The following is a 23,505-nucleotide window of genomic DNA, read 5'->3' on the forward strand; positions in this document are numbered from 1 at the left end:
TGAACATGGGTGCTTTTTACGTAAGTATTATATTTTTAGGGATTTTATTAATAATTGGATCCCTGTTTTTTATTGTAATGGACAAGGTTAACGGGAAAGATTTTTTCAAGGAATTTGACAGAAAAAAGGAAGAGATGTTTAACCTGATTCAGGATTCTGAAGAAATGCTCCAGGAACTGAACAAAATGTCCGATTATGTTGTAACTTCAATTTCAGAGAAAAATCAGGAATTTTTTGATAAGTATAACAGGGCACAGGCTGATGATGAATATTACCAGCCGTCTGAAAATTTGAGCAAGGGGGCCGGGGTATACAATCAAATGCTAAGGCCTGCGGTACCTGTGAGAGTTAATTCCATACCGCCGGTACCCGTGGCAAAGATTCCCGTTCCTGTAATGCCCTCTGAAAATGAGCAGGTTTCCCCGACCAGTGGAAATACGCACACAAAGGAAGCTGCTCAGAAGAGAGGCAGGAAAGCCAAGGATAATATAAAACGGCAGGAAGAAATAAAACCAAATGAAGATGTAAAGCCGCAGCAGGATGTAAAGCCAAATGAAGATGCAAAGCTTATGGACCCTCTGAAAGTTGACGATGACATAAATGCACAGGAGCTTATTCAACCGGAAGAAAAAGAATTCACCCCGCTCAGTACCGACCCCGGGTCTGATAATGAAGCTGACGGCAATAAGTCAAAGCTTGTTTTGAATAATAAGAGACATGAGGTTCTGAAAATGATAGAACAGGGAATGACTAATGACGAAATAGCTGACAGGCTCAAAATAGGCAAAGGTGAAATTAATCTGATCAGAGGACTGAGCAAATGAGAAAAGTTCATGAAAAAAGTATTATATTAGGTATCGGTATAGGAATGGTCATAACTTCGGTAGCAGGTCTTATTTATTCGGGCGGTGACGGAACCCGTTCGGATGCCAAAGACCTTTCCAGGGAAGAAATAGTCAGACTGGCCAAAGGTTACGGCATGGTTGAACCAGTCCGCCTTGTGGAGGATGATGCGGCAGCAGCCACTCAGACAGGAAATCCGGCTGCGGACAATACACCTTCCGGGAGTACCGGATCAGCCTCTCAAAACAGCGCAGCTGCACAGCAGACCGATGAAGCCGGGATTACACTGGAACCGGCCGGAGAACCTGAAATCCAAACTCCGGCAGAGCCTGATGCGGAAGGAAAAAATATAACGGTGGAAATAAAGCGGGGCTATAATTCCTCCATGGTGGCACAACTTTTGTATGATAAAGGTGTCATATCGGATATGAAAAAGTTTGTGGATACCATGGCCGCATATAGTGCCACAAAGAAAATCAATATAGGCACTTATACCTTCAAGAAAAACGATGATTATGTTCACATTGTCAAAGTCATATGCAGTTTATAAAAAAACCACTCTGAGCCGGTGCTCAAGTGGTTTTCTAACGTTGTGACTGTATCAGCCCGCCTTTAAGGCCGGCTCCTCAAAAGAACCTTTCCGGATAAACTCTTCCCTGATGACCTTAAAGCCGATAGGAGTGAAGATCAGGACACAGAACAGTTCAGCAAACGGATAACAATACCATACTCCGTTCAAACCAAAGATTTTTCCGAACAGAAATGCACCCGGCAGAATAAACACCAGCTGGCGGAGCAGTGACATTACAAGTGATTTCATACCGTGACCCACTGCCTGGAACATGGTTGTTATTATGATACCAAAAGCGGCCGGCAGGAAACAAAGGCTGATTGTCTTGAGCGCATAAATTCCAATATCGGATCTTTGACCGAAAATAGACAGAAGCTGACCCGGTATCAATTGGAACATCAACAGCCCCAGTGACATAATAATAATGGTAACCGTCAGTGAGAGATAGAAAGTCTTATAAAATCTCTTCTTTTTATTTGCACCAAAATTATAAGCCATAATAGGCATTGCTCCCTGTGTTAATCCGAAAACAGGCATAAATACGAAGGATTGCAGTTTGAAATAAATACCCAGAACGGCAATAGCTGTTTCCGAGTAGGACATAAGTATGGCGTTCAGCCCGGTGGTGGTAGCAGATCCGATAGCGTTCATCACTATGGAAGGTGCACCGACTTTGTATATGTTGACCACATTTTCCTTTTTCAGTTTGAGGCCTTTGAGCGTCAGATGAATATCATGGCTTTTCAGCCTGAACATAGTCATAACATAGGTCATTGCGGTCAGCTGACCGATAACGGTTGCAACGGCCGAACCGGCAATACCCAGCTCGGGGAACCCGAACAAACCGAAAATCAGTATGGGATTCAGAATAATATTGGTTATTGCACCGATGAGCTGCGATATCATTGGAATGAGCATATTACCGGTTGCCTGGAGGGTCTTTGAATGGATTATTTCAATAAACATTCCAGCCGACGCAGCAGTTACTATTGTCAGATAGGTCGTACCCATGGATATTACCCTGGGGTTATCTGAAAACAGCGATATAAACGGCCCTGAGGCCACCAGACCGATTATTACAAAAGCAGCAGCATTCAATATGGCAAGGAACAGGCCTGTCCTTGCAGTAACAGTGGCCTCGTCGACTTTGCCCTCACCCAGCTTTCTGGCTATGAGAGAGTTTGTTCCTATACCTACGCCGACAGCAAACGCCAAAGTCAGAATCTGCATGGGAAAAGCTATTGAAACGGCAGTAAAAGCTTCTTCGCCCAATTTTGAAACAAAATAACTGTCAACAACATTGTAGAGGGACTGAACCAGCATTGAAAGCATAGCCGGAAGTGACATACCGGCTAAAAGTCTTCCGACCGGTACAGTACCCATTTTTTCAGATTTTAAATTATCTTTCTGCATATTAACCCCTTTAATTCTGTAAATAAAAGAACATTTATTCGAACAATTGATTTTATCAAATAACACAGTTAAAAGTCAAATATATTTATGAAGGCCGGCAAATGGATATTATAGCTATTTGCCCATACTGTGAAAATATGATATTGTGAGTATGATTGCAGAATAAGTTATAAAGAAAAACTGTATTGAGGGAATAATTGAAAGTATTACAGTATTACACGAAAGGCAGGTAAACCATGGAGTATAATAAGCTGGACAAGAGAATTCTAATATCATGGAGAATTTCAAGGTTAATAAGATTAATTATAATAGCTGTTGTTATAGGGATACCTTTGTTTTTCCTGTCGAAGGCGGATTTTTTCCAGCCCTTTAAACATTATGCATACATGGGGGCCGGTTTAATACTTCTCTATAAATTGTTTGGTCTGTTTATTTATCCGGCAGTAGAATACAGACAGTGGGGATATATAATAACAGATGACAGGGTTGAAATCCGTCACGGAATATTTTTTGTAGGAAATACAATTGTTCCCATTGTCAGAATCCAGCATATAACGGTGTCACAGGGCCCAATCATAAGGAAGCTTGGCATTTCGGTAGTCAATATTCACACAGCAAGCGGGCAGTTCAGTATTGAAGGCATTTCCACGGATGAGGCCGATTCGATTGCAGAGAACCTGCGGGGCAAATTATATAAAAGATTGGATGCTCAGGAGAATTAGGTATCCGTTCACAATTCCAATATGATTTGATGGAGGTAAAAAGTGGATTTCAAACACAGAAGAGGAAACTATCTGATAATATTTGAAAAAGTAATTGAACTGCCAATACTTATTTTAGGAGCTCTCGCAAGTATCATCCTTGTCAAGAATTTCGATGCTCAGGCTGTAATGCCGCTGGTGTTTATATTATTCAGCCCTATTTCAAGGCTGATCAGCTACCTGTTCACTTTTTACACCCTGGAGGAGGACCATTTGCTGGTAGAGTCGGGGGTTTTTACAAAGCAGCGGGTGGAGATACCTTTTTCCACAATAACCACCGTTGACCTGTCACAAAATATATTATTCCAATTATTCAAGGTTTATAAAATCAAAGTGGACAATGCCAGCCAGACAAATGATACGGCCAACAAATCAAATATTGTGCTGACTTTAAAAATAGACCAGGCAATACAATTTAAAGAGGTATTGACAAAAGGTAAAAATACTCAGGAGATCAGGGAGCAGGAAGCTGAGACTGATGCAATCAAGGCAATGCCCCAGGATTTTGTTAAACTTGGCCTGCTGCAGTCAAAGTGGGTTTACTTTCTAAGTATCATAGCTGTCGCAGGTCCGTTTTTGGGTATTGTTGCTCCAAAGCTTGAGAATATATTTCAGGACATGCTTATCGGCGGATTGATTGCAGCCGCAATTATCTTGGGCTATGTACTTTCGGTAGCCCTGTCGCTTGGCAAAAGTGTTCTAACCTACTATAACTTTAAGGTTTGGGCCACTGACGATACGGTAAAAATAAAATACGGCCTGCTCAATAAAAAGAGCTTTTCCCTGCAGAAAAGCAAGATAAACGGAATAATATTCAAACAGAGTTTGCTTATGCGGCTGTGTGGTTTTTATACTGCCGAAGTTATCGTAATAGGCTATGGTGATGCCGATAAAGAGGGTGAGACCGAAAGGGCCATAATCTTTCCCATAGCAACTCTGGAAAGATTAAAGAAAATAGTTGACAGGCTGCTGCCGGAATATTCTGTTGAATACACCTTGTGCCACCCGGACAGAGGAGCGGTGAGGTACTTTTTTGTGAATCCGGGTTTTATATCGGCCCTTATTACTGTGGCAATATCGGTAATGGTTTCAATAGCCGTCGGTCAGCCGCTGATCGCTGCCGCAGCCACAGTACTTCTGATATTGGCAGTAATAGATGTGCTTCTAAGGTTTAAAAATTCAGGAATAAGTGTAGGCAATAAAAATGTTGTACTGTCTGCCGGAGGTTTCAGCAGGTGGATGGCATTCATAAAGACCGGAAGTATAGAGAGCGTCACTTCAAAAGGGAGTATGTTCAAGAGGGAGAGGGGGTATGTCTCAATATCGCTGGGATATGTGGCCCCGGCACGTGCCGCCCGCCTGACCTCGTATAACCTGCCTGCCGACCAGTTTGAACAGCTCCAGAGTGTTCTGAAATACTGACGTGTCAATGCACTGAATTTGTGTGCTTAAATATAGTGAAAATGAGAAAAAAATATCGCATTGTTTTATATTTTAGTATTGATTTGTTAAAGTATCTGTGTTACTATATTTAAGCAGCAGAAAAACATATGCCGAAGTGGTGAAATTGGCAGACGCACTGGACTCAAAATCCAGCGTACGCGAGTACATGTCGGTTCGAGTCCGACCTTCGGCACCAAAGTATTTAAAACGTTAGAATCCAAAGGGTTCTAGCGTTTTTCGATTTTTATGGATAACAGTAAAATGACCCTTATTTTAACAGAGAGTCCACCGCTACTGAAACTCAAATTTTCCTAGTACTGGATCCAAGGAAATGTGATTTTCTGTTTGAAGAGAACCCTTTGGCAGATTTTGCAGTAAGGTTGATTATTTCGTATTTTTGGCATATAATAAAAGTGAGAAAGTGAGAAATTCCGAAAAGGAGGTTTTATCATGATTGTTGAATTACGTCAAAAATCACAGGTGACAATCCCGGCTGATATTTTAAAGGCGTTGAATCTAAAGGCAGGCGACAAGCTGGAATTTACAGTACAGGACGGCAAAATAATCGTACAGCCTGTTGTAACCGTTCCAAAAGACCAAGCATGGTTTTGGTCGGAAAATTGGCAAGCCGAAGAAAGAATTGTTGATGAACAGATAAAAAACGGACAGGTAAAGAGCTTTGATAATATTGACGCTTTGATTGAGGACTTGGACACATGATTTTTACACGTTCTGACAGGTTTAAGAACAATTACGCAAAACTGAATGATGAAATAAAGAAAAGGGTCAAAGCCAAGTTAAAATTGATGTCCGAAAATCCAATGCACCCTTCCTTACGTACTAAACGGGTACAGGGGACAGAAAACATATTTGAAGCCAGCATCAGCATGAGTATCCGTATGACGTGGCAGTATGTTGAAAGAGGTATCCTGTTGCGTAATGTTGGAGAGCATGACGAAACCTTAAAGAATCCGTGAAATTCAGCCGATAGGCACTGGACTATAGCAAAAAATGACGGTTAAAACAAAGTGAGCCCATTGCTACTGAACATGTTAATGGACGGAAGAATACAGTAAAATAAACGGTTGAGGGAAATTGGCAGACGCACTGGACTCAAAATCCAGCGTACGCGAGTACATGTCGGTTCGAGTCCGACCTTCGGCACCAGAAAAAAACAAAGGGTTTCAGCATTAGCTGAAACCCTTTAATCATTGCGGGCAAAAATTTTATAAATCAACTTGCTCAAAACGCTTTGCAGAAACCTGATATGCAAACATCATTCCGATAATATATAATATTATGCCAACAGCCAGTATGGGCAATTGCCGGAACATTATAGCTGGCAAAACGCTGTCGAGCCACTCGAACCTCGGAAAATGAACGATCACCTCCATTATAATCACTGCTATAGCAGCCGGTATGATGGCCAGCAGGAACGCCATGTCCACTTTATAGGCTGTTTTGAAAAACTGTGTAAGCAAGATCACATTAAAGATAGCATATATCATCAGTCCAAAGCCATAGTAAGCCACGTTTGCCTCAATACCAGCCGGATTGCCATTCGGCAAAACATGAACGCGCAGTACTGCAAAGGGTAGGGAAATAAGCAGCTGTGTCATCTGGGCCAAAATCATAAGCAGGCATTTGGCTTTTACCGTATCCCTCTTTTTCACTGGTAGCAGTGCAGTATAGTAAATATCGTTTGTTTCTCGACCATACATAAAAGTAAGATACGGTGCAAGGCAGCCGAACAGGAACACCATGCCATAAGGATACGCCGGAACAATAACCAGCGCACCAAGCAATGTAAAAGTATACAGATTGGGGTGGGCGGCCAGTCGCAGTTCCTTGTAAAGTAGATTAAATATCATAGTTTCTCCTTTCAGTGCGTATCATAATCTCTTCTAAAGACAGTTGCCCATTTTCACCAGGCTCCTTCAGATTTTGAAAGGACTGGATAAAGACGGACTTTTCAGCGCTTTTCAAAAGTTTCCCATCCTTGATATAGGTAATATCGTCGGCGCATTTTTCCAAATCAGATGTAATATGAGTGGAAAAAAGGATGCTTCTTTCCCCGTCTTTCACAAGCTGCCGGAACAATCCCAGCAAATCGTCGCGGGATACCGGGTCAAGCCCGCTTGTGGGTTCATCCAAAATCAACAGCCTGGCATTATGGGATAACGCAAGAGCTAACATATATTTAACTCTCATGCCGGAGGAAAGTTCCTTTACCCGTTTTTGCGGGTCAAGAGCAAAAGCCTTAAGATACTTTTGATAGACTTCCTCGTCCCAATTTCGGTAAAAACGCTTTGTGACTGTCGTAATAACAGCCAACTTTTTGTGCTTGTAGAAATCAATCTCACCTAAAACCACACCGATGTTTTGCTTACAGCTTTCTTCATTTTTCATAAAGCTGCGGCCAAACATTTCAATCTCCCCGCTGTCTGGACGCACCAGATTTAGCATGGATTTTAAGGTTGTGGTCTTTCCTGCGCCGTTTTTTCCAATTAACCCCATAATCCTGCCCTGTGGCAACGAAAACGTGATGTCATGTAATGTAAAACTTGTATAACGTTTCGTTATCCCTTGTACGGATAATATATTCATGTTTTATCCTCCTTACCCTTGAAAAAAACGTCAACAGCCTTACCGGTCATCCGCAGAAAAGTTTTGCTGCTTACCAATGCAATTCCGGCGGTTGCCGGGTCGCTGTCCCCAAGAACCACCAGCGTATCGCCGGGTTGAAGTTTCAGCGTATCCCGCGCCTTTTTAGGCAATACGATTTGTCCTCTTTCGCCTATGGTTACCGTGCCAAAGATATGCTTGTTTTTAGGGCCGATAGGAACCCCCTCCTGTTCAGGGTCAAAACGTACCAGGTCATTTAGGGATACATCAAATAAATCGGCCAAAGCTTCACATTTGAGAATATCAGGCAGGGAGTCTCCTGTTTCCCACTTTGCCACAGCCTGCCGTGTAACTCCAATTTGCTCGGCGACTTCCTCTTGCGACAAGCAGTGGCGGGCTCGTAGATGACGGAGATTGGCGGCAATATTATTTTTAGAATTATTCATACTTTTCATACCTCACTAATTAAATAATACACCTAAAATTAAAAGCATAAAACCAACCATTCCACACATATTATGTTAGTTTTGGTTGCATATATTGCAGCATGAACGCAAAGTGGAAAGGCACTGATGCAAATACGTTTGTCAAAGAGGAAAAAAGTTCCTGGTAATGGAGAATGATTAGACTGCCCTTTTGGACACAGATTGCTTTATCTACTATTAATTACTTTTTAAATCTACCACATATATCTCGCTGTAAGGATCATATTTGCTTAAAATCAGTCTGGTATAATGACCGTCAAAGGCATTAAAAACACTGTTGATATATTCAAATGCAACCAGTAAATCTTTATTTGTCATATTGTAACCCAGTGAAACATGAGGGACCCAGTTATTGGGCACGTAGTACGGATTAAATTTAGCATTGATATCCTTTAATAAGCTAAATACCTTCTCATTGATATCTATTAATTTGTTTGTGACTATCGGCGCATAATATAATACAGGCGGATGAAAAACACCGATTGACGAAAAATGAAGCTTTCCGGATTTTATAAAAACACCGCATGAGTCAACAACTTTTTTTAGGACGTCAATGATCCCTGGTTCATACTCAAAAATGGAAAGTGTAATGTGCGGCGGAATATTATAATCCAATATACAGGAACCGATGTCTTTCTTGCATAAATTAAATATATCCTGCTTGATTTTTTCTCCTGTTATTTTATCAAAGCCCAAACTTATAGAATAGGTCATGTGTACTCCAATTCTTATTTTAATTTAATATAGATACATTTATTATTTTGTTTTATTAAAATTTTTATTATAATTCAATGTTGTCAGTAATACCTGCGGTTAAGATAATTTACATAGGTTGTAAATAACCCCGGCCTATAATAGAAATTATACCCAAAGTAATAAAAAAAGTAAAAAAATAAAACTCAGGCATACATTATCCTGAGTTTTATTTTATGTTCGAAAGGAGTTAACAATCATGGTGTCCGTTTCCGCACAAGAAGCAGAAAACTAAAATAAGAGCTATTATTAACCACAATTGATTGTCATTAGAACATTCGGAGTGCTTGTTATTAAAAAATCCACCACGAACGGATTCTTCATTATCCGGCATACTCTTACCCTCCCTCTAAATTAATATGGTACAGCATTTAAAACTTTAACACTAATACCATATTATTCATCAGAGACTCATGTGTTACAATTTTACAGTGAATAAATATAGTTAAATAAAATTAAATTTGTAAATTCCTGCTTCGGCAAAATTTCCATGAATGTTTTATATAAAAGCTATCAATAGTTAGTTGTTATACTCTGATTTATTTCTATATATTATACAGAATATGGAATAAATTAGGAGGAAAATATGATTTATAGTGATAAGGCTGGAGTATTCCAGGAAAAAGAAAAAAACACATCAAGTTCAAGAAAGTCAGGTCAAAAGCCTGTTCCAAATCACAGCGCCATACTTCAGAGAGTTAGAATGTTCCCGAAAACAATGACACATGAAGATATTAAAATTCTTCAAAAAACAATAGGAAATCAGGCAGTCCACAGGTTAATGAGAGAAATCGGCTTGATAAAGGGCAAAACTGAACAAACGAAAAGAGAAAATGAAACAGGCCTCCCGGATGATCTGAAAAATGGTATAGAAATCCTTTCAGGCTTATCCATGGAAAATGTAAGGGTAAATTACAATTCTGATAAGCCGGCGCAGCTAGGGGCCTCGGCATATACGCAGGGTTCGGAAATATATGTGGCGCCGGGGCAGGACAAGCGTCTCCCTCATGAGGCCTGGCATGTTGTACAGCAGTCACAGGGAAGGGTGAAGCCTGCAATGCAGATCAGCGGTGTACAGATAAATAATGATGAGGCGCTGGAACTTGAAGCAGAGAATATGGGGGATAAGGCCGGAAGGATAAAAGCAATCAACGGGTATCAGGAGCACGAACATGCAAATGCAAATGGGAAGAAAACCGGTATTCCTATAAAAGGAACTACCGTACAATGTGATGGTATTGGTTTCACCAGCTCAAGAGGAAGAGGTAAAATTAAAGAAATTCCGATATCCGAGTTAAATGAAGCTCAATTGAATTTTATCATAGAGAACAAGGATCATCCCACCATAGCTTACTGTCCTCCTGAAAAAAAAGATGAGCTTTTCGCCCAGGTAAAGGCCCGCCTGGATGCAATTAAAGATGCACGGCTGAAAAAACAAACAGACGGAGGTCTGGGTTATCATCATAGCAGTACCAGATATGTTGTTGCTCAATATCCTCCGCAATCAGGAGCAACAAAAGCGGATATTCAGAGCGCATACTCCGCTCTCCCTTTTGAAGTGGTCGAGCCCAGATCTCCTTTGGTATATTCAGCATATCCGCCCGAACGGGTGCATTCTCCCGGAGGAAGCGAAGCACATCTCTCCGGACCGTATGTCCGCCCATCGGGAGGAGGCTATTCAGGGGTGGCAATATGGGCGGCGAATTTTCCCGAACGATTGCCGCAGCCTGCCATAGGCATGCCAATCCCACTTTCCAAAAAACCTGTACCCTGTACGGTAGCGGTAAAGGAAAGCGGCTGGCAGGAAATCGGCCTTGACCGGCTAAAAAGATGGAGTGGTGAAAGGGTACAATACAAACCCGGCCCAGGTGCTGATCCTGGAGAGAGATCAGACCAGAATGCGGCGATGGGAAATGTTCCTGCAAAAGCTGCGGCAGGAGACGCAGGTTATGTGGATGGATTCTGGGAATGGCTGCACCTGATTGCATTCACATTAGGCGGCATAAATGAAAACAAGATTAATCATCCTGAAAATCTTGTTGCAGGTACTTTAGGTGCCAATCGGGTGCATAAAGTTTTAGAGGATACAATTAAGAAACTGATTGTGGATGATCATACTAAAAAGATATTGGTATTTGCAAGGGCTCATATATTGGCCTCAAGCTATCATCTGTGCAATAAATTGGAATATAAGCTGAAATTTGATTATAAGGGTTCTGCAAAAGAGTTCTCTTTCGAAATTAATCCTCTGGATATAAATCCTGCCCAGGGAGGAAATATGGAAATAATCGAACGGACCATCCTGACAAGGCCGGGTTTCTAGTATTAAGCAATTGCATAGGTCCATTTTTGCATATTGGCGAAAGGTGTTAAGAATGCAATATTTATTGAAATGGGCAAATTTTATATTAAAAATAATAAATAGTACATTTTAATATAAAAAAATACTATTTTAATCAAAATAGCACTGGATTTTGAATACTTAATTTGTTATAATATACCATGATATAACAAATTAAACAAGAAATGAATATGTTTGGCAAAAAAATGTTTTGCCGGCTCAAAAAGATTTGAAATATAAAAAGAGATGAGAAGCCGGTTAATACTATTACAGTAAGGGTCAGATGTTTATAAACAGGAGGGATTATTATGAAAAGTACTGGTATTGTCAGAAAAACGGATTGCTTGAACAGGGTTGTTATTCCAAAGGAATTGTGCAGAGAGTATGATATTGATGAAGGAACACCCATAGAGATTTTTGTTGACGAAGGTAAGATCATATTAACAAAATATTTAAGGGGTTGTACTTTTTGCGGAGAATTAAAAAATTTAACGTACTTTCAGGGTAAACCCATATGTGCTAAATGTCGTGAAGATATAAATAACAGATAGTAAAGTTTCTTTTAGTGAATATAGATGCATTTGTATTCGCTCTTCCCAAATAAATCCCATTCTCCCAAGGAGTTTGGGGTTTATTTTATTGTATGAAAAATGGCCGCGCACTTTTACTATTTTAGTGCGGCAGCCATTATTAAAAGCTATGCTTTATTTTCAATTAAGGCAAGAACGGTGGATTTATTATGTATGACCAATCCGCCATTGGCTTTGGAAGAAATTTCTCCGATGGATAAGGCGCCTTCGACATCAAACTTCAATCTGCTCTGTATGTTGTTTAGCTCATCGCTGAATTTTTCATCCAGAAACATGGCGCGGGAGATACAGTCAAACAACATTGCATCATACACTGCGGGTGCCGTCTGAGCTGCCTGGGATGCTATCTTAATGGACGATTCCAGAAGCAATTCCGTAGCTCCTTTAAGGACATAAACATTGCAGCCCTGAGGGATATTGGCAACACAAATGATTTCTCCGAGGTCATTTACAGTAATAGGATCACGGACGGTCACTCTGCCAAAACCTTCATCAATTCCAAAAGGATGATCCTTGGAAAAAGTGAAGAAACCTTCTTTGGAAAGAATGATATTTTCTTCTTCCTCGATGACCTGTTTGTAGACATTGAAGGCAATATCGGAATCAAGCTCTGCAACCACATTGTCATAAGATTTTTTTACTGTAAAGGGTCCCTGCAGTTTTTTCCAGCCGTGTTCCACAAAGGTTTTGCTTTCGGCATTTATAATACAGAGCAGCAGTGCATCTTTGTAAATGCCGTGATTATCGAACAGACAAGGTCTGTGCACCAAATCATAAAACCCGGCACCGCCTCCGATATAGGTGACATTTGTGCCTAATTTGGAGAAAACAGTATCAGTCAAATCCTTCATTTTACTTGAAAGACCGTCTACAAGACAAATGGCGGTTAAACCCTTCAAGGTATCGGGATCTGTTTTCATTCGCATCATGAAAGGGAGTACAACAGTTGAGTAAATAGGTTCAAGTTTTTTTACGATATAGCCTGTGCGTTCATTTCTATTGCCTACCAAAAGACCTGAATAGATACCTCCGAAGAAGCTGATTTTTTTGCCGTTTAAATAACCCATCAGGTCAGTTACCGTGGATTCCGATTTGTCGCCGACAAATATCATCAGGCTTTGGTTTTCACTGATTTCAAGGCTGTCAATATAACGAGTAAATGCTTCGTAGTTTTTTAGATACATCAGTATGCCTCCGAAATAATATAGTTTTAATGAATATTTTAACATATAAAGATTAAATTGAATTGCATTAATTAATTGTAATTATTTCATAAAAATATAAATAGATATGGTGTATTTTTTTGTGGATAAATACTTGTTATTAATATATAATGGACATATATGTAATAGGTGGTAGCGGCCATGTTAAATAAAATAACGAAAAAGATTACAAATGAGATTATTGTAACAGTGCCTAATATTACAGAAGAAAAAGCCGAACAGATACAGTATGGACTTTATATTGCCGCATCAGACGGTTTAAAGTTTATAGCTGTAATGCTGACCGCATATTTTTTGGGACAACTTCCACTAGCTCTCGCAGGGGGAGCAGTATTTGCATTGAACAAATCTTTTTTTGGAGGGGTGCATGCCAAAACTCAGCTTGGCTGTATAATAACATACTTTATTTTTCTTTTCGGAGCAATCTATTCTTCAAAAATTATTGATATAAGCTATTTCAATATTATTTTGTTTGTTGTTTCAGGCATATTGGTTTACCTTTATGCTCCCGCAGATTTAGCTTCAAAACCCATAATCACAAAAAAGAGGTGGAAGGAGTTAAGAGTGCAGGGGAGTGTAACAGTGGCAGTTTTTTTCATAATTACTTTTTTTGTCCCCAGAGAATATTCAAATATAATATCAATCATTACTTTAATTAATTCAATTAATATGACACCTGTGTTGTACAGAATAACAAAAAATAGAAAGGGTGGGATTATTAATGAAAAAATTTAAAATTAAATTGTGGGTATTGACGGTACTGTCAGTAGTGGGTATTTTTGCGGCTACAACTTCCACAGGAGCTTGTTGGCTCTGGGGAACCTTTTATCAGCCTGAATGCCCCAAGTCTTTACTTAAATAATAAATAGGGGTTTATTTAACCCCTGTTTTTATTGTCAGCGTCTGAGTAAATTCCATGGTGGTTTTATCGAAAATATTTGAGTGTAATATATTTTTATAAGAATTCAGTATTCTGTTTGCTATCATGAGGCCATGTCCCCGGCTTGTACCCTTTGAGGATTTATTCAGATTGGGAATCTTACTGCATTCATTACAGATTTTTATAACTAGATTTTCTTCTGAACTTACCAAAGTCATACTTATTTTTAATTTTCCGTTCTGTATGACCTCCTCAATGGCATTATCCAGATATATTCCAACTACTTCGCAAAGCTCTGAAATTTTAACATTTGGAATGGAACCCACTTGTCCGATGACTTTAATGTTAAAATCTATTCCGGACTGATTTGCCTTATCAATTTTAGAGGAGATAATTCCAAACAGTCCGGCATTTGTTATATTGAACAGGGCTGAATTGGAAAAGGATTTTGTGGTACTTTCTGTTTCTTTTAAATAACTTAAAGCATCTTTTACATTATTTTTTTCCAACATTGAATAAACCACTGAAAGATGGTTCACTTGGTCATGCTTAAACCTTTGGAAATCCTGTAATGCAATGCTTAGAGATTGATTATAGAAGGCCTGCTGCTTTTGCTCTTCTAATATACGTTCTGATTTTTGGTATTGCATTGTATAAAAAATAGAAACAGATAAATAAATTATGGATGATATAATAGAAAATGTAAATATTGAAAGATTAAATTGATATAGACAGTAAAAATAGAAATTAGAACCCATTAAGCCTATTGTGGCCGCTAACAAAATAGCAACTGGTCTAATATTCTTGATTTGACCAACAAGTTTGGGGAATGGAGTGAAATTGACAAAAAGGAAAGTAATTGTATATATGGTAATGTTAATTAAAAGATATAAAGGAATATTTTCTGTAAAAGAATCATTTGGATTAATTTTAAGAACTAAATCGAATATTAGTGGTATGAAAAAACTCCCTATGCCAGTACCTAACATAATTACGGAAAAAGAGATAATAGATTTTAACAAGGTGATTTTTAAAGTTATTTTAATAACTGCTATACTTATGATCGTAGTAATTAATGTCCTTAAAAATTGCATTTCAGTGGGCATTAAATACATAATAAGTGAAGAAATTATACCATTCAATAGTCCAAAGATAACAAAGAATAACTTTTTTTGTCTGGCAGTTATTACAGGATTATAATTTTTCTTTACAAAGAGGTAAATCATATATGCTGTCACAAAAACAAAAATAGTGTTCACTACCGTTAGTCCAAACATAGGTTATTATCTCCTGTCAATAATAGACTTGATTTCATCATAAAACTTAGGGCCTATCTTGTAGGTGGAGCCATTTATCAGACTTACTTCCTTATTTTTGAAATCAATTTTTTCAATAAATTCCGAGTTGATAAAAGCAGAACGGTGGATGCGTGTGAACCTGTCATCTTCAATTCTTTTGACCAGTTCCTCCAGCCCTTCATAGGTTTGATATTCTGAAAGATTTGTATAAACGGTTGTTTTAGTACCGACGTGTTCTATACAGAATATATCGTCACAATTAATGAAATACACTTCAGGACCGCATTTTATGCTGACAGTCTTCTTGGCACGTCTCAGAACATTTTGCTCTTTATATTTTACAAGTGTTTTCTCCAGTTCATCCCAACCGGGTTTCTGTATGTAGTTAAAAGCCTGAACATCAAAAGCTTTCAGGGTATACTCAAGAAAGCCTGTCATAAAGATGATTTCACAGGGATAATCGTTTTCACGGATCTGTTTGGCTATATGCATCCCGTTTGTATTTGTGCGTAAATTGATGTCCAGTATACATATGTTTATATTACGGCTTTTAACCTTTTCTAAGAACTCATCAGGTGAATCGGTAGCAATTATCAATTCGCCATCAATCTTATTTTTCTTTAACAGATAAGGAATTTGTCTTTGGTATTCTGCCAACAACTCGTGTTCATCATCAAGTACAGCAATATTTATCATATTATTACCCCCGTTAACGATAGTTCTATAATATATCATTTTAGCTAATTTTACAATATTCGCCAAGTAATATTATGTAGAATTAATACGAAAAATAGCCAAATTAGGCAAACTGAACGGTGTATACCTTAATAGAAATATAATGAAAATTAAGTAAAAGTTTACAATGTATACCTGCGATGATATACTTATTGAAATAAATGTAAATTGCAGGAGGCCAAATATGAACATACCGCTTAAACTCTCCGATAATTCCGACGGGATTATTTATTTCCAGCCTGTAGATGAGAACTATGAATGTGAGGTAGGTATAAAAGACAAGCTCCACAATGGATTGGAGAGTGCCTTGGATAATATAACTGATTTTGCATCAAAAGTTCAGGAGTCCCTTATCAGGTTCAGCAACCCTGATAAAGCTTCGGTTGAGGTTAGTTTCGGACTGACGGCAGATGCAGGAAAGGTAGTGGCAGTGCTCTTGAACAGCCATTCATCGGCAGGTATTAAAATAAAGCTTGAATGGAACCGGGAGAAGGGGAGACAGGGATGAATATTGACCGGATAATTGATAATTGCTATATACCCACTATTGTCCAGATTTTTGCCGATGGTGAACCGGCAGGTACAGGCTTCTTTATTGCTAAAAAACTGGTTCTGACCTGTGCTCATGTGATATTGGGAAATGGACTGCGGCAAATAAGCGGCACAGCAGAATGCAGGAATACCAAAATCAAAATTAAGTGGGGGCAGGATAGCTACGAAGCAGAAGTAGAGAATATTGAATACAATGACCCAATTTCCGGTGTAATGATGAAGGATTTTGCATTTATCCGCATTCTAAAGGAATTTGACCATCCCATAGTTGTTGTAGATGAAGGCAATATGCAGATAGGGGATGAATGCTTTGCTATGGGCTATCCCGCAGGAAAACCCATGGGGGAACAGGTTACCATTAAATACGAAGGGATGACCAATGCTTCTCTTCTGAAATTTGCCAGAGGTCAAATTCAGCCGGGCTACAGCGGAGCTCCCATTTTAAATATGAGGACGGGAAGGGTTTGCGGAATATTAAAGCGAACAAGGGATTTTACCACTGACCTTGGAGGATGGGGAATACCTGTTTCGGACATTCTAAACTATTCTTCCGCACTGTTCAGGCTGCACAGGAACACTTCCGTCAATGAAGAATGGGAGTCCTGCCTGAGCAGTATCCCAAAACAACCGCCAATAAAGGTGTGTTTTATTTCATCCGAATACCAGCCGCATATTATCGGCGGCCTGGGTGTTCATGTGACTCAATTGACAGCAGAACTGGGAAAGAAACTGAGCGTTGATGTAGTGCTTCCCGAGCAAAAAACAGGCTACACGTCCCAGTCACCGGGTGTAACCTTTTGCTCTACCTGCGGCACGCCTTCATACAGCAGTCCTGCGGCCTGGCTGGATTTTGCCCGGCAGGCAGCTTATGAAATAGGCAGGATACAGCCGGATGTAATTCACTGCCATGACTGGGTAACGGTTCTGGCGGGAATAAAGTGCCGTTGGCTCCTTAAAAAGCCGCTGATTTTTCATATACACCTTCCGAACCTTGCACCTCTCTGCTCCTCTATTGAGAATCTGGGACTTATTTGTGCAGATCTTGTTACGGTCAACAGCAGACATGTGCGTCAGGAAATTTTGCACAGGGATCTGCCCATTACACGTATAGAGATTGTTCCTAACGGAGTTAATACCAATGAATTTTTACCTTGCGGGGATTGGCCGGAGGAGGAACAATATATATTATTTGTCGGCAGGCTGGTAAAGCAGAAGGGTGTGGAGTTTTTAATACGTGCCATGTTTTATATAAAGGAAAAGTTTCCACATATCCGCCTTAAAATTGTAGGTGACGGAGAATATGAATCATGGCTTAACCGCCTTAAAACAAATCTTATGCTGTCGGACATGGTTGAGTTTCTGGGCCATAAAAGCGGACAGGATTTAATCCAACTGTATCAGAAAGCACAATTGGTAGTGGTTCCAAGCATCAACGAGCCATTTGGAATGGTGGCTCTGGAAGCAATGGCTTGCAGGCGCCCGGTGGTAGCCAGCAGAACCGGAGGGCTTAAGGAAATTATTGAACACGGCAAAACAGGGTTTTTGGCCGAGCCTGAAAACTATCTGGATCTGGCGCAATGGATCATGTCGCTGCTTCACAGCAAGGAACTCCGGCAGCAGATGGGTTCAAACGCATACGCATGTGCTAATGGCGATAAATATAAATGGTCTTCCATAGCACAACAGTACACCGGATACTACACCGGGCTGTTAAAGTCAGACATAACCGGCGAGCCGGACGGAAGAAAGAAGGCGGAGGCTGCAAAACTCATTGAGCAGATAAAGGCAGTATCAAAGAAAATGAAGAGCACTGTATCAAATGGATTATTTGATGAATTGTTTGATTGGATGTGATTAAATGATAGTCAAGCTTTTTTATTTAAACAGAAAACAGAGACAACAATTCGACGAAATAGAAGTCTTTCTTAAGGAATACATATATAAAAATCTGATGATTGAGGATTTATACATTCTGAACTACGATGATATGGACGAACTGAGGTGCAGTCAATATATCAATCTTTTGAAAAGCTCTGTTATCAAATATGAGGATTTTAACATTATAATAAAGAACAATAATAGTAATGAGGATGTGTATACTTATTTCGGCGGGTTATCCGCCTATGTATATTCTACTGCACGGATGGATATTTCAAGGGAAAGGTTGGAGACGATGTTTCCCGCTGTTGCCATAATGGACCGGATGGTTATGCTGCCGACAGGTATCGTAAATGCATTCGAAGTAGATAAGAGCAGGTTTTCATGGCTTCCAAAACCGTTGGAAACGGGGGGAGCGGTACTGGTGGATTACAAGGATAGGGAATCTGTCAAGGAAGGAATACACCAGATTGAGGAACAGCTGCAATATGAGATCAGCAGGCTGTGTGTACGTCAAATGATCGCCGGCAGTATTCCCAATCCCGACTATGAGGAACTGAGCAGGTTACTTAAGACTTATCCGGATTTTATACAGAGCCATCTCACTAAAATAGAAAAAAAAGCCCGTCTGAGGGTTGAGGCAGAAAATGAAATAATCTACCTTAATCAAAGGGCTATCGTATCTTTGAATATTATTAACCAGTCAGAGTTTCCTGTAGGCAGGGTACGCGTGACAGTCAAGGCACCCAGTGAGACTTTAACCGGTACTGTTTCCGAAATCGTAGAAATAAAAGATTCATGCTCCATAAAGTTTAATTTGCGCCCTGTGGCAAGTCCTTACTGTCCCCTGGAAGTGTCAATAGAGACATATGAACTGGGCGAGGCTTCCAATCCGCTGCAGTTTCCGGTTATATTAAACGTAAGACCACTATAAATGAACCAGTTCAATATTCTGTATATTCAGGGTGCACCCTTTGGGCGAATTTTCCTGATGACTGCCCAAATTATGCACCCAATATGCAGAATATTGTACCAGGAAAGATTTTTCAACTAGTACCGTGCTGAAGGATTAAGGCCCGAGCAGTCTCAGCCTGTACGCATTCATGGTAGTAGTACCTAGTTTGTCCATAAGCCTATAGTTGGCAACGGCTCCCACTGCGGCACCTATTACAGGAACCAGCTGGAGCATTTTTGCCAGATCAATATAGTCCCTGTATTCCTGCTGGAAAGTTCTCCAGTCAAAGGAGTTGATGTCCTCGGGCAGGGCTTGGGAAAAACTTTGCCAGTCCTTCACCTGCTGATAGATTTCCATGACTCTTTCCTGGCTTGAAAATGCCAGTTGGAATATATACAAAATATATAAGCGTTCCTTGTAGTTTGCAGCATCAAATCCGTAAATAGCAGCCGCATCGAATAAAAATTTGAGCTTCAGACTTAAAAGTATGGGGAAATCCGCCATACCCAGAAATATGCCGCCTGCACCTGTCCAGGCTCCGCCGGCTGCTGCGGTTCTTTTATAAAAGGTTATTCTTTCATTCAGCAGCAGCTCCCGTTCCTGCAAGGGAGCGTTGAAAAGCGGTGCGGCTGCAGTAAGTTCAGAGCCGAACAGGACCGCTTTTACCATGCCTTTAATGGTTTCGGTAACAACTTTATGCGCCTTCTCGGGAACAAGACCGTTCATCCTATTCTGAATCCCTTTGCTCAACCGGCTTGTCAGCGAAGGCTGATTTAACATTTCCAGCTGCCACATTTTTAATTCATACAGGGCATTGCGTTCGTAGTTGTTCATAATCCATCCTCAAAAATATAAAGCTTATTTGTTGATATATATATTTAGTATACGGCTGACCTGTTGTTTTGTATGAATAAAAATATTTACAAACCAATCCAATAATCATATAATTATATACATATATGATAATGTGGGAGGAAGGCAATGGACGACTTGTTGAACATATTCGGCATTCTTTCAGATAAAACGAGACTGCGTATACTACTGCTGCTGCAAAATAGAGAGTTGTGCGTATGCGAGATTTTTGGAGCGCTCGGGATGTCGCAGCCCAGAGTGTCCAGGCAGCTGGCCATTCTGAAGCAATCAAGGATGATAAAGGACAGAAGGGCCGGAAAATGGATTTATTACAGGATCGAGGAAAATGAATACACAAGGGAGCTGGCAAGTATTCTGGAGCTTTTGCCTGATTGGCTGTCCAATGATGCTGAATTTAATAACGACAAAACAATGCTTGAGAAAATCTGGTCTGATAAAAACAGCTTACCCGGCTATGAGTGCATTTGTACAGGAGGTCAAAAGGATGGAGAATAAAAGCTGTTGTACATCCGGCAATGCCCGGCTTAACACCGGGGACAGAAAGTCGGTAAAAATCAGACCGAGACTGAAAGTTGCAAATAAAAACTGTGCCGGGGTGTCCGGACAAAAGGACAATACCTGCTGCTGCGGGGGAAGTGATAACTGTTCTTCGGAGCCTGTTACAAATTATGATGGAAATACCCCCTGGATAACTGGTGAAATCCAAACGGCTGCGGGGAAGGTTCCTCGGGTGGCCACCAGACTGCTTCGCTCCGATATTCTGGGAGCGTGGAAAGTGCGCTGGGGGATAGGCAGGATGAATTATAAAATAAATCCCGGCATATATGCTGTGGGAAATCCTGACGGGGCTTCCCCTGTCCTTGTTACCGCCAACTACAAATTGACCTTTGATGCATTAAGAAAAGAACTGTCCGGCCTGAATGTGTGGATTTTGGTGCTTGACACAAAGGGGATAAATGTGTGGTGTGCGGCGGGAAAAGGCACTTTCGGCACAAGGGAACTTGTGAACAGGATTTCAAGAACGCGGCTGCAGGAAATAGTGGATCATAAGACTTTAATATTGCCTCAGCTGGGAGCTCCGGGAGTAAGTGCCCATGAGGTCACAAAACAAACCGGTTTCAAAGTTGTTTATGGTACCGTAAGAGCCAAGGATATAAGAGCCTTTATAAACTCAGAGATGAAAGCGACGGAGGAAATGCGGCAGGTCAGATTTACTGTGTATGACCGTCTGGTTCTGACTCCTATGGAGCTTGTCGGCACTTTCAAAATATCCATGCTGATTTTCGGTATACTGTTTTTAATAAATCTTGTGGCGCCGAAACCCTTCGGAGTTATGGATTTTTATGCCTATGCAGGTGCTGTTGCAGCGGGTTGTGTTATTACACCGATTCTGCTTCCATGGATTCCGGGGAGGGCATTTGCCTGGAAAGGCTGGCAGGCAGGTTTGCTGTGGGCCATTGCCCTGAATTTCCTCAATGGCTGGACGGGGCCGGAGGGACTGAGCCTTGTAAGAGGCGTGGGGTATCTGCTGGTGCTGCCTTCAATTTCGGCATATTACGCCATGAACTTTACCGGTTCCTCCACCTATACCTCCTTTTCGGGAGTATTGAAGGAAATGAGGATTGCCATCCCTGTAATAATTCTTTCCCTGATTCCGGGTATCGGCTTGTTATTGGCGGACAGTTTAATACGTTTTTAAGGAGGATACTATGAGGCATAGATATTTGAAAAATGTGGCCACTCTGAAACTTGACAGGGAAAAATGTAAGGGCTGCGGAAAATGCATCGAGGTATGTCCGCATAAGGTTTTTGCCCTGAGAGCTGATAAAGCCGAAATTATGGACAGGGACGGGTGTATGGAGTGCGGCGCGTGTGCTGGAAATTGTCCGTTCGGGGCACTGGAGGTAAAACCCGGAGTCGGATGTGCTGCTGCCATAATAATGGGGTGGCTGACAGGAAGCGAACCCAGCTGCGATTGCTCTTCCGGAGACAGCAGCAGCGGCTGCTGTTAGAGTGCCGGTATGAAGGGCTGTTACATCAAAAGCACATTAATCCATGGTTAAAAAGTAAATCAATATAAATATTACTGAACGTATTGAAAGGAAAAATAGACATGCCGGGTAAAATAAAAGTTGCATTCATCTGTGTTCATAATTCCTGCAGGTCCCAGATGGCCGAAGCAATATCCAGATTAATGGCAGCAGACGCTTTTGAGGCCTATTCGGCCGGAACCGTTACAAAGCCCCGGATCAATCAGGATGCTGTTGAAACAATAAAAGAGCTATATGGAGTGGATATGAATACTACTCAAAAATCAAAATTGATTTCTGATATTCCGGCAGTGGATATTGTAGTGACTATGGGCTGTAATGTAAACTGTCCGTTCCTGCCCTGTAAACACAGGGAGGATTGGGGGCTTGAAGACCCCACGGGAAAGGACAGGAGTGAATTTATAAAAATAGCCCGGCTGATTGAGGAAAAGGTTTTGGAGCTAAGGAGGAGAATACCGGGACTCGTGGATATGGGGCAGCCGGATTCAGAAAATATTGACAGCCGGATATATTAATGATAACATGTGAATGAATAATTTAAAATTCATTCATTTTCTTATGGAGACCTGCATATGGATAATAAAAAGACTCAAATTTATGACAGTGGAAAAGAATTATTCAGCCTCAACGGCTTTAAGGATACAAATGTATCTGATATTACCAAAAAGGCCGGTGTGGCTGTAGGAACTTTTTATAACTACTATTCATCCAAAGAAAAATTGTTCATGGATATTTTTTTAGATGAAAATGTAAAACTTAAAAAAAGCTGTTTACAGTCCATAGACCTCAATAGCAGCCCGCTGGAAGTGGTCAGACAAATGCTGGCGCTGAATGTTCAAGGTATGAAGGCCAGCCCTATTCTGAGGGAATGGTACAATAGAAGTGTTTTTAACAGGATAGAGCAGATATACCGTGAGGAAAACGGACTTGAAAATTTTGACTTCCTGTATGACAGTTTTTATGAAATAATTTTAAAATGGCAGGAAGAAGGGAAAATAAGGAGAGACATTGACAGCAAAATGATTATGACTATTTTTGCCGCCATTATCAATGCTGACACACATAAAGAAGAGATAGGAATTCAATATTTTCCGGAGGTTCTGGACTATATGTCGGAGTTTATCATGAAGGGACTGACCGACTGCCCCTGACAGAATCAGAGGCAATTTTTTTACTCATAAAATGAATGAATATAAAAATGTTCATTCTATTGAAATGTTTTGATTGCAGGGAAG

At 40.4% G+C, this 23,505-nt stretch carries 27 protein-coding genes and 1 tRNA gene; 19 read left to right on the plus strand and 9 right to left on the minus strand.

Annotated elements, in window-relative coordinates; translation table 11 throughout:
- The first annotated feature begins 5 nt into the window (after nucleotides 1-5).
- Both T344_RS31570 and T344_RS0113290 read left to right on the plus strand, forming a co-directional pair.
- The gene (locus T344_RS31570) at nucleotides 6-824 is read left to right on the plus strand and encodes a helix-turn-helix domain-containing protein (protein WP_027629119.1); all 819 of its coding nucleotides are present in this window, start codon (nucleotides 6-8) and stop codon (nucleotides 822-824) included.
- On the plus strand, nucleotides 821-1,393 hold the full coding sequence (locus T344_RS0113290) for a hypothetical protein (protein WP_027629120.1): 573 nt from the start codon (nucleotides 821-823) through the stop codon (nucleotides 1,391-1,393). The genes T344_RS31570 and T344_RS0113290 overlap by 4 nt, the downstream gene beginning before the upstream one ends.
- Nucleotides 1,394-1,444: 51 nt before the next feature.
- Here T344_RS0113290 and T344_RS0113295 read toward each other — a convergent pair whose 3' ends face one another.
- A complete protein-coding gene (locus T344_RS0113295; protein ID WP_027629121.1) occupies nucleotides 1,445-2,827 on the minus strand; it encodes an MATE family efflux transporter in 1,383 nt (460 codons plus the stop codon).
- 236 nt (nucleotides 2,828-3,063) lie between these two features.
- Here T344_RS0113295 and T344_RS0113300 point away from each other — a divergent pair, with 236 nt between their 5' ends.
- From T344_RS0113300 to T344_RS0113320, 5 genes are all read left to right on the plus strand, one after another.
- Entirely contained in the window at nucleotides 3,064-3,549 is a 486-nt protein-coding gene (locus T344_RS0113300; protein WP_027629122.1) for a PH domain-containing protein, read from the plus strand.
- Nucleotides 3,550-3,591: 42 nt separating this feature from the next.
- Nucleotides 3,592-5,010 (plus strand): PH domain-containing protein, encoded by a 1,419-nt coding sequence (locus tag T344_RS0113305; RefSeq protein ID WP_027629123.1) that lies wholly within the window; start codon nucleotides 3,592-3,594, stop codon nucleotides 5,008-5,010.
- 130 nt (nucleotides 5,011-5,140) lie between these two features.
- Nucleotides 5,141-5,227, plus strand: a tRNA-Leu gene (locus T344_RS0113310).
- 254 nt (nucleotides 5,228-5,481) lie between these two features.
- A complete protein-coding gene (locus tag T344_RS0113315; protein WP_027629124.1) occupies nucleotides 5,482-5,751 on the plus strand; it encodes an AbrB/MazE/SpoVT family DNA-binding domain-containing protein in 270 nt (89 codons plus the stop codon).
- A complete protein-coding gene (locus T344_RS0113320; protein WP_027629125.1) occupies nucleotides 5,748-6,008 on the plus strand; it encodes a hypothetical protein in 261 nt (86 codons plus the stop codon). The genes T344_RS0113315 and T344_RS0113320 overlap by 4 nt, the downstream gene beginning before the upstream one ends.
- Nucleotides 6,009-6,257: 249 nt before the next feature.
- Here the strand turns inward: T344_RS0113320 and T344_RS0113330 are convergent, their stop codons facing one another.
- From T344_RS0113330 to T344_RS0113345, 4 genes are all read right to left on the minus strand, one after another.
- Complete coding sequence (locus T344_RS0113330; RefSeq protein ID WP_027629126.1) at nucleotides 6,258-6,902, minus strand: ABC-2 transporter permease; 645 nt, start codon at nucleotides 6,900-6,902, stop codon at nucleotides 6,258-6,260.
- On the minus strand, nucleotides 6,892-7,638 hold the full coding sequence (locus T344_RS0113335) for an ABC transporter ATP-binding protein (protein ID WP_027629127.1): 747 nt from the start codon (nucleotides 7,636-7,638) through the stop codon (nucleotides 6,892-6,894). Before T344_RS0113335 ends, T344_RS0113330 begins: the two co-directional genes overlap by 11 nt.
- A complete protein-coding gene (locus T344_RS0113340; RefSeq protein WP_027629128.1) occupies nucleotides 7,635-8,102 on the minus strand; it encodes a helix-turn-helix domain-containing protein in 468 nt (155 codons plus the stop codon). Before T344_RS0113340 ends, T344_RS0113335 begins: the two co-directional genes overlap by 4 nt.
- 216 nt (nucleotides 8,103-8,318) lie before the next feature.
- Nucleotides 8,319-8,855 carry a 2'-5' RNA ligase family protein gene (locus T344_RS0113345; RefSeq protein ID WP_027629129.1) on the minus strand — a complete coding sequence of 179 codons (537 nt, stop codon included), beginning with the start codon at nucleotides 8,853-8,855 and terminating at the stop codon, nucleotides 8,319-8,321.
- 625 nt (nucleotides 8,856-9,480) lie between these two features.
- On the opposite strand from T344_RS0113345, the gene T344_RS30370 reads away from it, so the two are divergent.
- Nucleotides 9,481-11,217: an eCIS core domain-containing protein gene (locus tag T344_RS30370; protein WP_242842080.1), complete on the plus strand. Its 1,737-nt coding sequence runs from the start codon at nucleotides 9,481-9,483 to the stop codon at nucleotides 11,215-11,217.
- A gap of 326 nt (nucleotides 11,218-11,543) precedes the next feature.
- On the plus strand, nucleotides 11,544-11,786 hold the full coding sequence (locus tag T344_RS0113355; RefSeq protein ID WP_004626356.1) for an AbrB/MazE/SpoVT family DNA-binding domain-containing protein: 243 nt from the start codon (nucleotides 11,544-11,546) through the stop codon (nucleotides 11,784-11,786).
- A 146-nt stretch (nucleotides 11,787-11,932) separates the two neighbouring features.
- On the opposite strand, the gene T344_RS0113360 is transcribed toward T344_RS0113355, so the two are convergent.
- A complete protein-coding gene (locus T344_RS0113360; RefSeq protein WP_242842081.1) occupies nucleotides 11,933-13,009 on the minus strand; it encodes an FIST signal transduction protein in 1,077 nt (358 codons plus the stop codon).
- 180 nt (nucleotides 13,010-13,189) lie between these two features.
- Here T344_RS0113360 and T344_RS0113365 point away from each other — a divergent pair, with 180 nt between their 5' ends.
- Both T344_RS0113365 and T344_RS30375 read left to right on the plus strand, forming a co-directional pair.
- Complete coding sequence (locus T344_RS0113365) at nucleotides 13,190-13,783, plus strand: accessory gene regulator ArgB-like protein (protein ID WP_027629131.1); 594 nt, start codon at nucleotides 13,190-13,192, stop codon at nucleotides 13,781-13,783.
- A complete protein-coding gene (locus tag T344_RS30375; RefSeq protein ID WP_084331222.1) occupies nucleotides 13,770-13,910 on the plus strand; it encodes a cyclic lactone autoinducer peptide in 141 nt (46 codons plus the stop codon). The genes T344_RS0113365 and T344_RS30375 overlap by 14 nt, the downstream gene beginning before the upstream one ends.
- Before the next feature lie 11 nt (nucleotides 13,911-13,921).
- Here the strand turns inward: T344_RS30375 and T344_RS30380 are convergent, their stop codons facing one another.
- A complete protein-coding gene (locus tag T344_RS30380; RefSeq protein WP_027629132.1) occupies nucleotides 13,922-15,205 on the minus strand; it encodes a sensor histidine kinase in 1,284 nt (427 codons plus the stop codon).
- Between the two features lie 6 nt (nucleotides 15,206-15,211).
- Entirely contained in the window at nucleotides 15,212-15,922 is a 711-nt protein-coding gene (locus T344_RS0113380; RefSeq protein ID WP_027629133.1) for a LytR/AlgR family response regulator transcription factor, read from the minus strand.
- 223 nt (nucleotides 15,923-16,145) lie between these two features.
- On the opposite strand from T344_RS0113380, the gene T344_RS0113385 reads away from it, so the two are divergent.
- From T344_RS0113385 to T344_RS0113395, 3 genes are read left to right on the plus strand one after another with little or no spacing between them, the layout of a single operon-like run.
- Nucleotides 16,146-16,469: a CU044_2847 family protein gene (locus tag T344_RS0113385; protein ID WP_027629134.1), complete on the plus strand. Its 324-nt coding sequence runs from the start codon at nucleotides 16,146-16,148 to the stop codon at nucleotides 16,467-16,469.
- The gene (locus tag T344_RS0113390; RefSeq protein WP_027629135.1) at nucleotides 16,466-18,367 is read left to right on the plus strand and encodes a glycosyltransferase; all 1,902 of its coding nucleotides are present in this window, start codon (nucleotides 16,466-16,468) and stop codon (nucleotides 18,365-18,367) included. Before T344_RS0113385 ends, T344_RS0113390 begins: the two co-directional genes overlap by 4 nt.
- A gap of 4 nt (nucleotides 18,368-18,371) precedes the next feature.
- Nucleotides 18,372-19,325 (plus strand): hypothetical protein, encoded by a 954-nt coding sequence (locus T344_RS0113395; RefSeq protein WP_027629136.1) that lies wholly within the window; start codon nucleotides 18,372-18,374, stop codon nucleotides 19,323-19,325.
- 135 nt (nucleotides 19,326-19,460) lie between these two features.
- Here the strand turns inward: T344_RS0113395 and T344_RS0113400 are convergent, their stop codons facing one another.
- On the minus strand, nucleotides 19,461-20,180 hold the full coding sequence (locus T344_RS0113400; RefSeq protein WP_027629137.1) for an EcsC family protein: 720 nt from the start codon (nucleotides 20,178-20,180) through the stop codon (nucleotides 19,461-19,463).
- Between the two features lie 147 nt (nucleotides 20,181-20,327).
- On the opposite strand from T344_RS0113400, the gene T344_RS28235 reads away from it, so the two are divergent.
- The 5 genes from T344_RS28235 (at nucleotide 20,328) to T344_RS0113425 (ending at nucleotide 23,421) form a co-directional block, all read left to right on the plus strand.
- Nucleotides 20,328-20,714: an ArsR/SmtB family transcription factor gene (locus T344_RS28235; RefSeq protein WP_034861471.1), complete on the plus strand. Its 387-nt coding sequence runs from the start codon at nucleotides 20,328-20,330 to the stop codon at nucleotides 20,712-20,714.
- Nucleotides 20,704-21,918, plus strand: coding sequence for a mercury methylation corrinoid protein HgcA (gene hgcA / locus T344_RS0113410; RefSeq protein WP_207641834.1), 1,215 nt, complete (start codon nucleotides 20,704-20,706; stop codon nucleotides 21,916-21,918). Before T344_RS28235 ends, hgcA begins: the two co-directional genes overlap by 11 nt.
- Before the next feature lie 10 nt (nucleotides 21,919-21,928).
- On the plus strand, nucleotides 21,929-22,231 hold the full coding sequence (gene hgcB / locus T344_RS0113415) for a mercury methylation ferredoxin HgcB (RefSeq protein ID WP_027629139.1): 303 nt from the start codon (nucleotides 21,929-21,931) through the stop codon (nucleotides 22,229-22,231).
- Between the two features lie 101 nt (nucleotides 22,232-22,332).
- Nucleotides 22,333-22,785, plus strand: a complete 453-nt coding sequence (locus T344_RS0113420) for an arsenate reductase ArsC (protein WP_027629140.1) — start codon at nucleotides 22,333-22,335, stop codon at nucleotides 22,783-22,785.
- A gap of 57 nt (nucleotides 22,786-22,842) precedes the next feature.
- Nucleotides 22,843-23,421 carry a TetR/AcrR family transcriptional regulator gene (locus T344_RS0113425; RefSeq protein WP_027629141.1) on the plus strand — a complete coding sequence of 193 codons (579 nt, stop codon included), beginning with the start codon at nucleotides 22,843-22,845 and terminating at the stop codon, nucleotides 23,419-23,421.
- Nucleotides 23,422-23,505 lie beyond the last annotated feature (84 nt).

The sequence above is a fragment of the Ruminiclostridium cellobioparum DSM 1351 = ATCC 15832 genome (assembly GCF_000621505.1).
Lineage (GTDB): Bacteria > Bacillota > Clostridia > Acetivibrionales > DSM-1351 > Ruminiclostridium > Ruminiclostridium cellobioparum.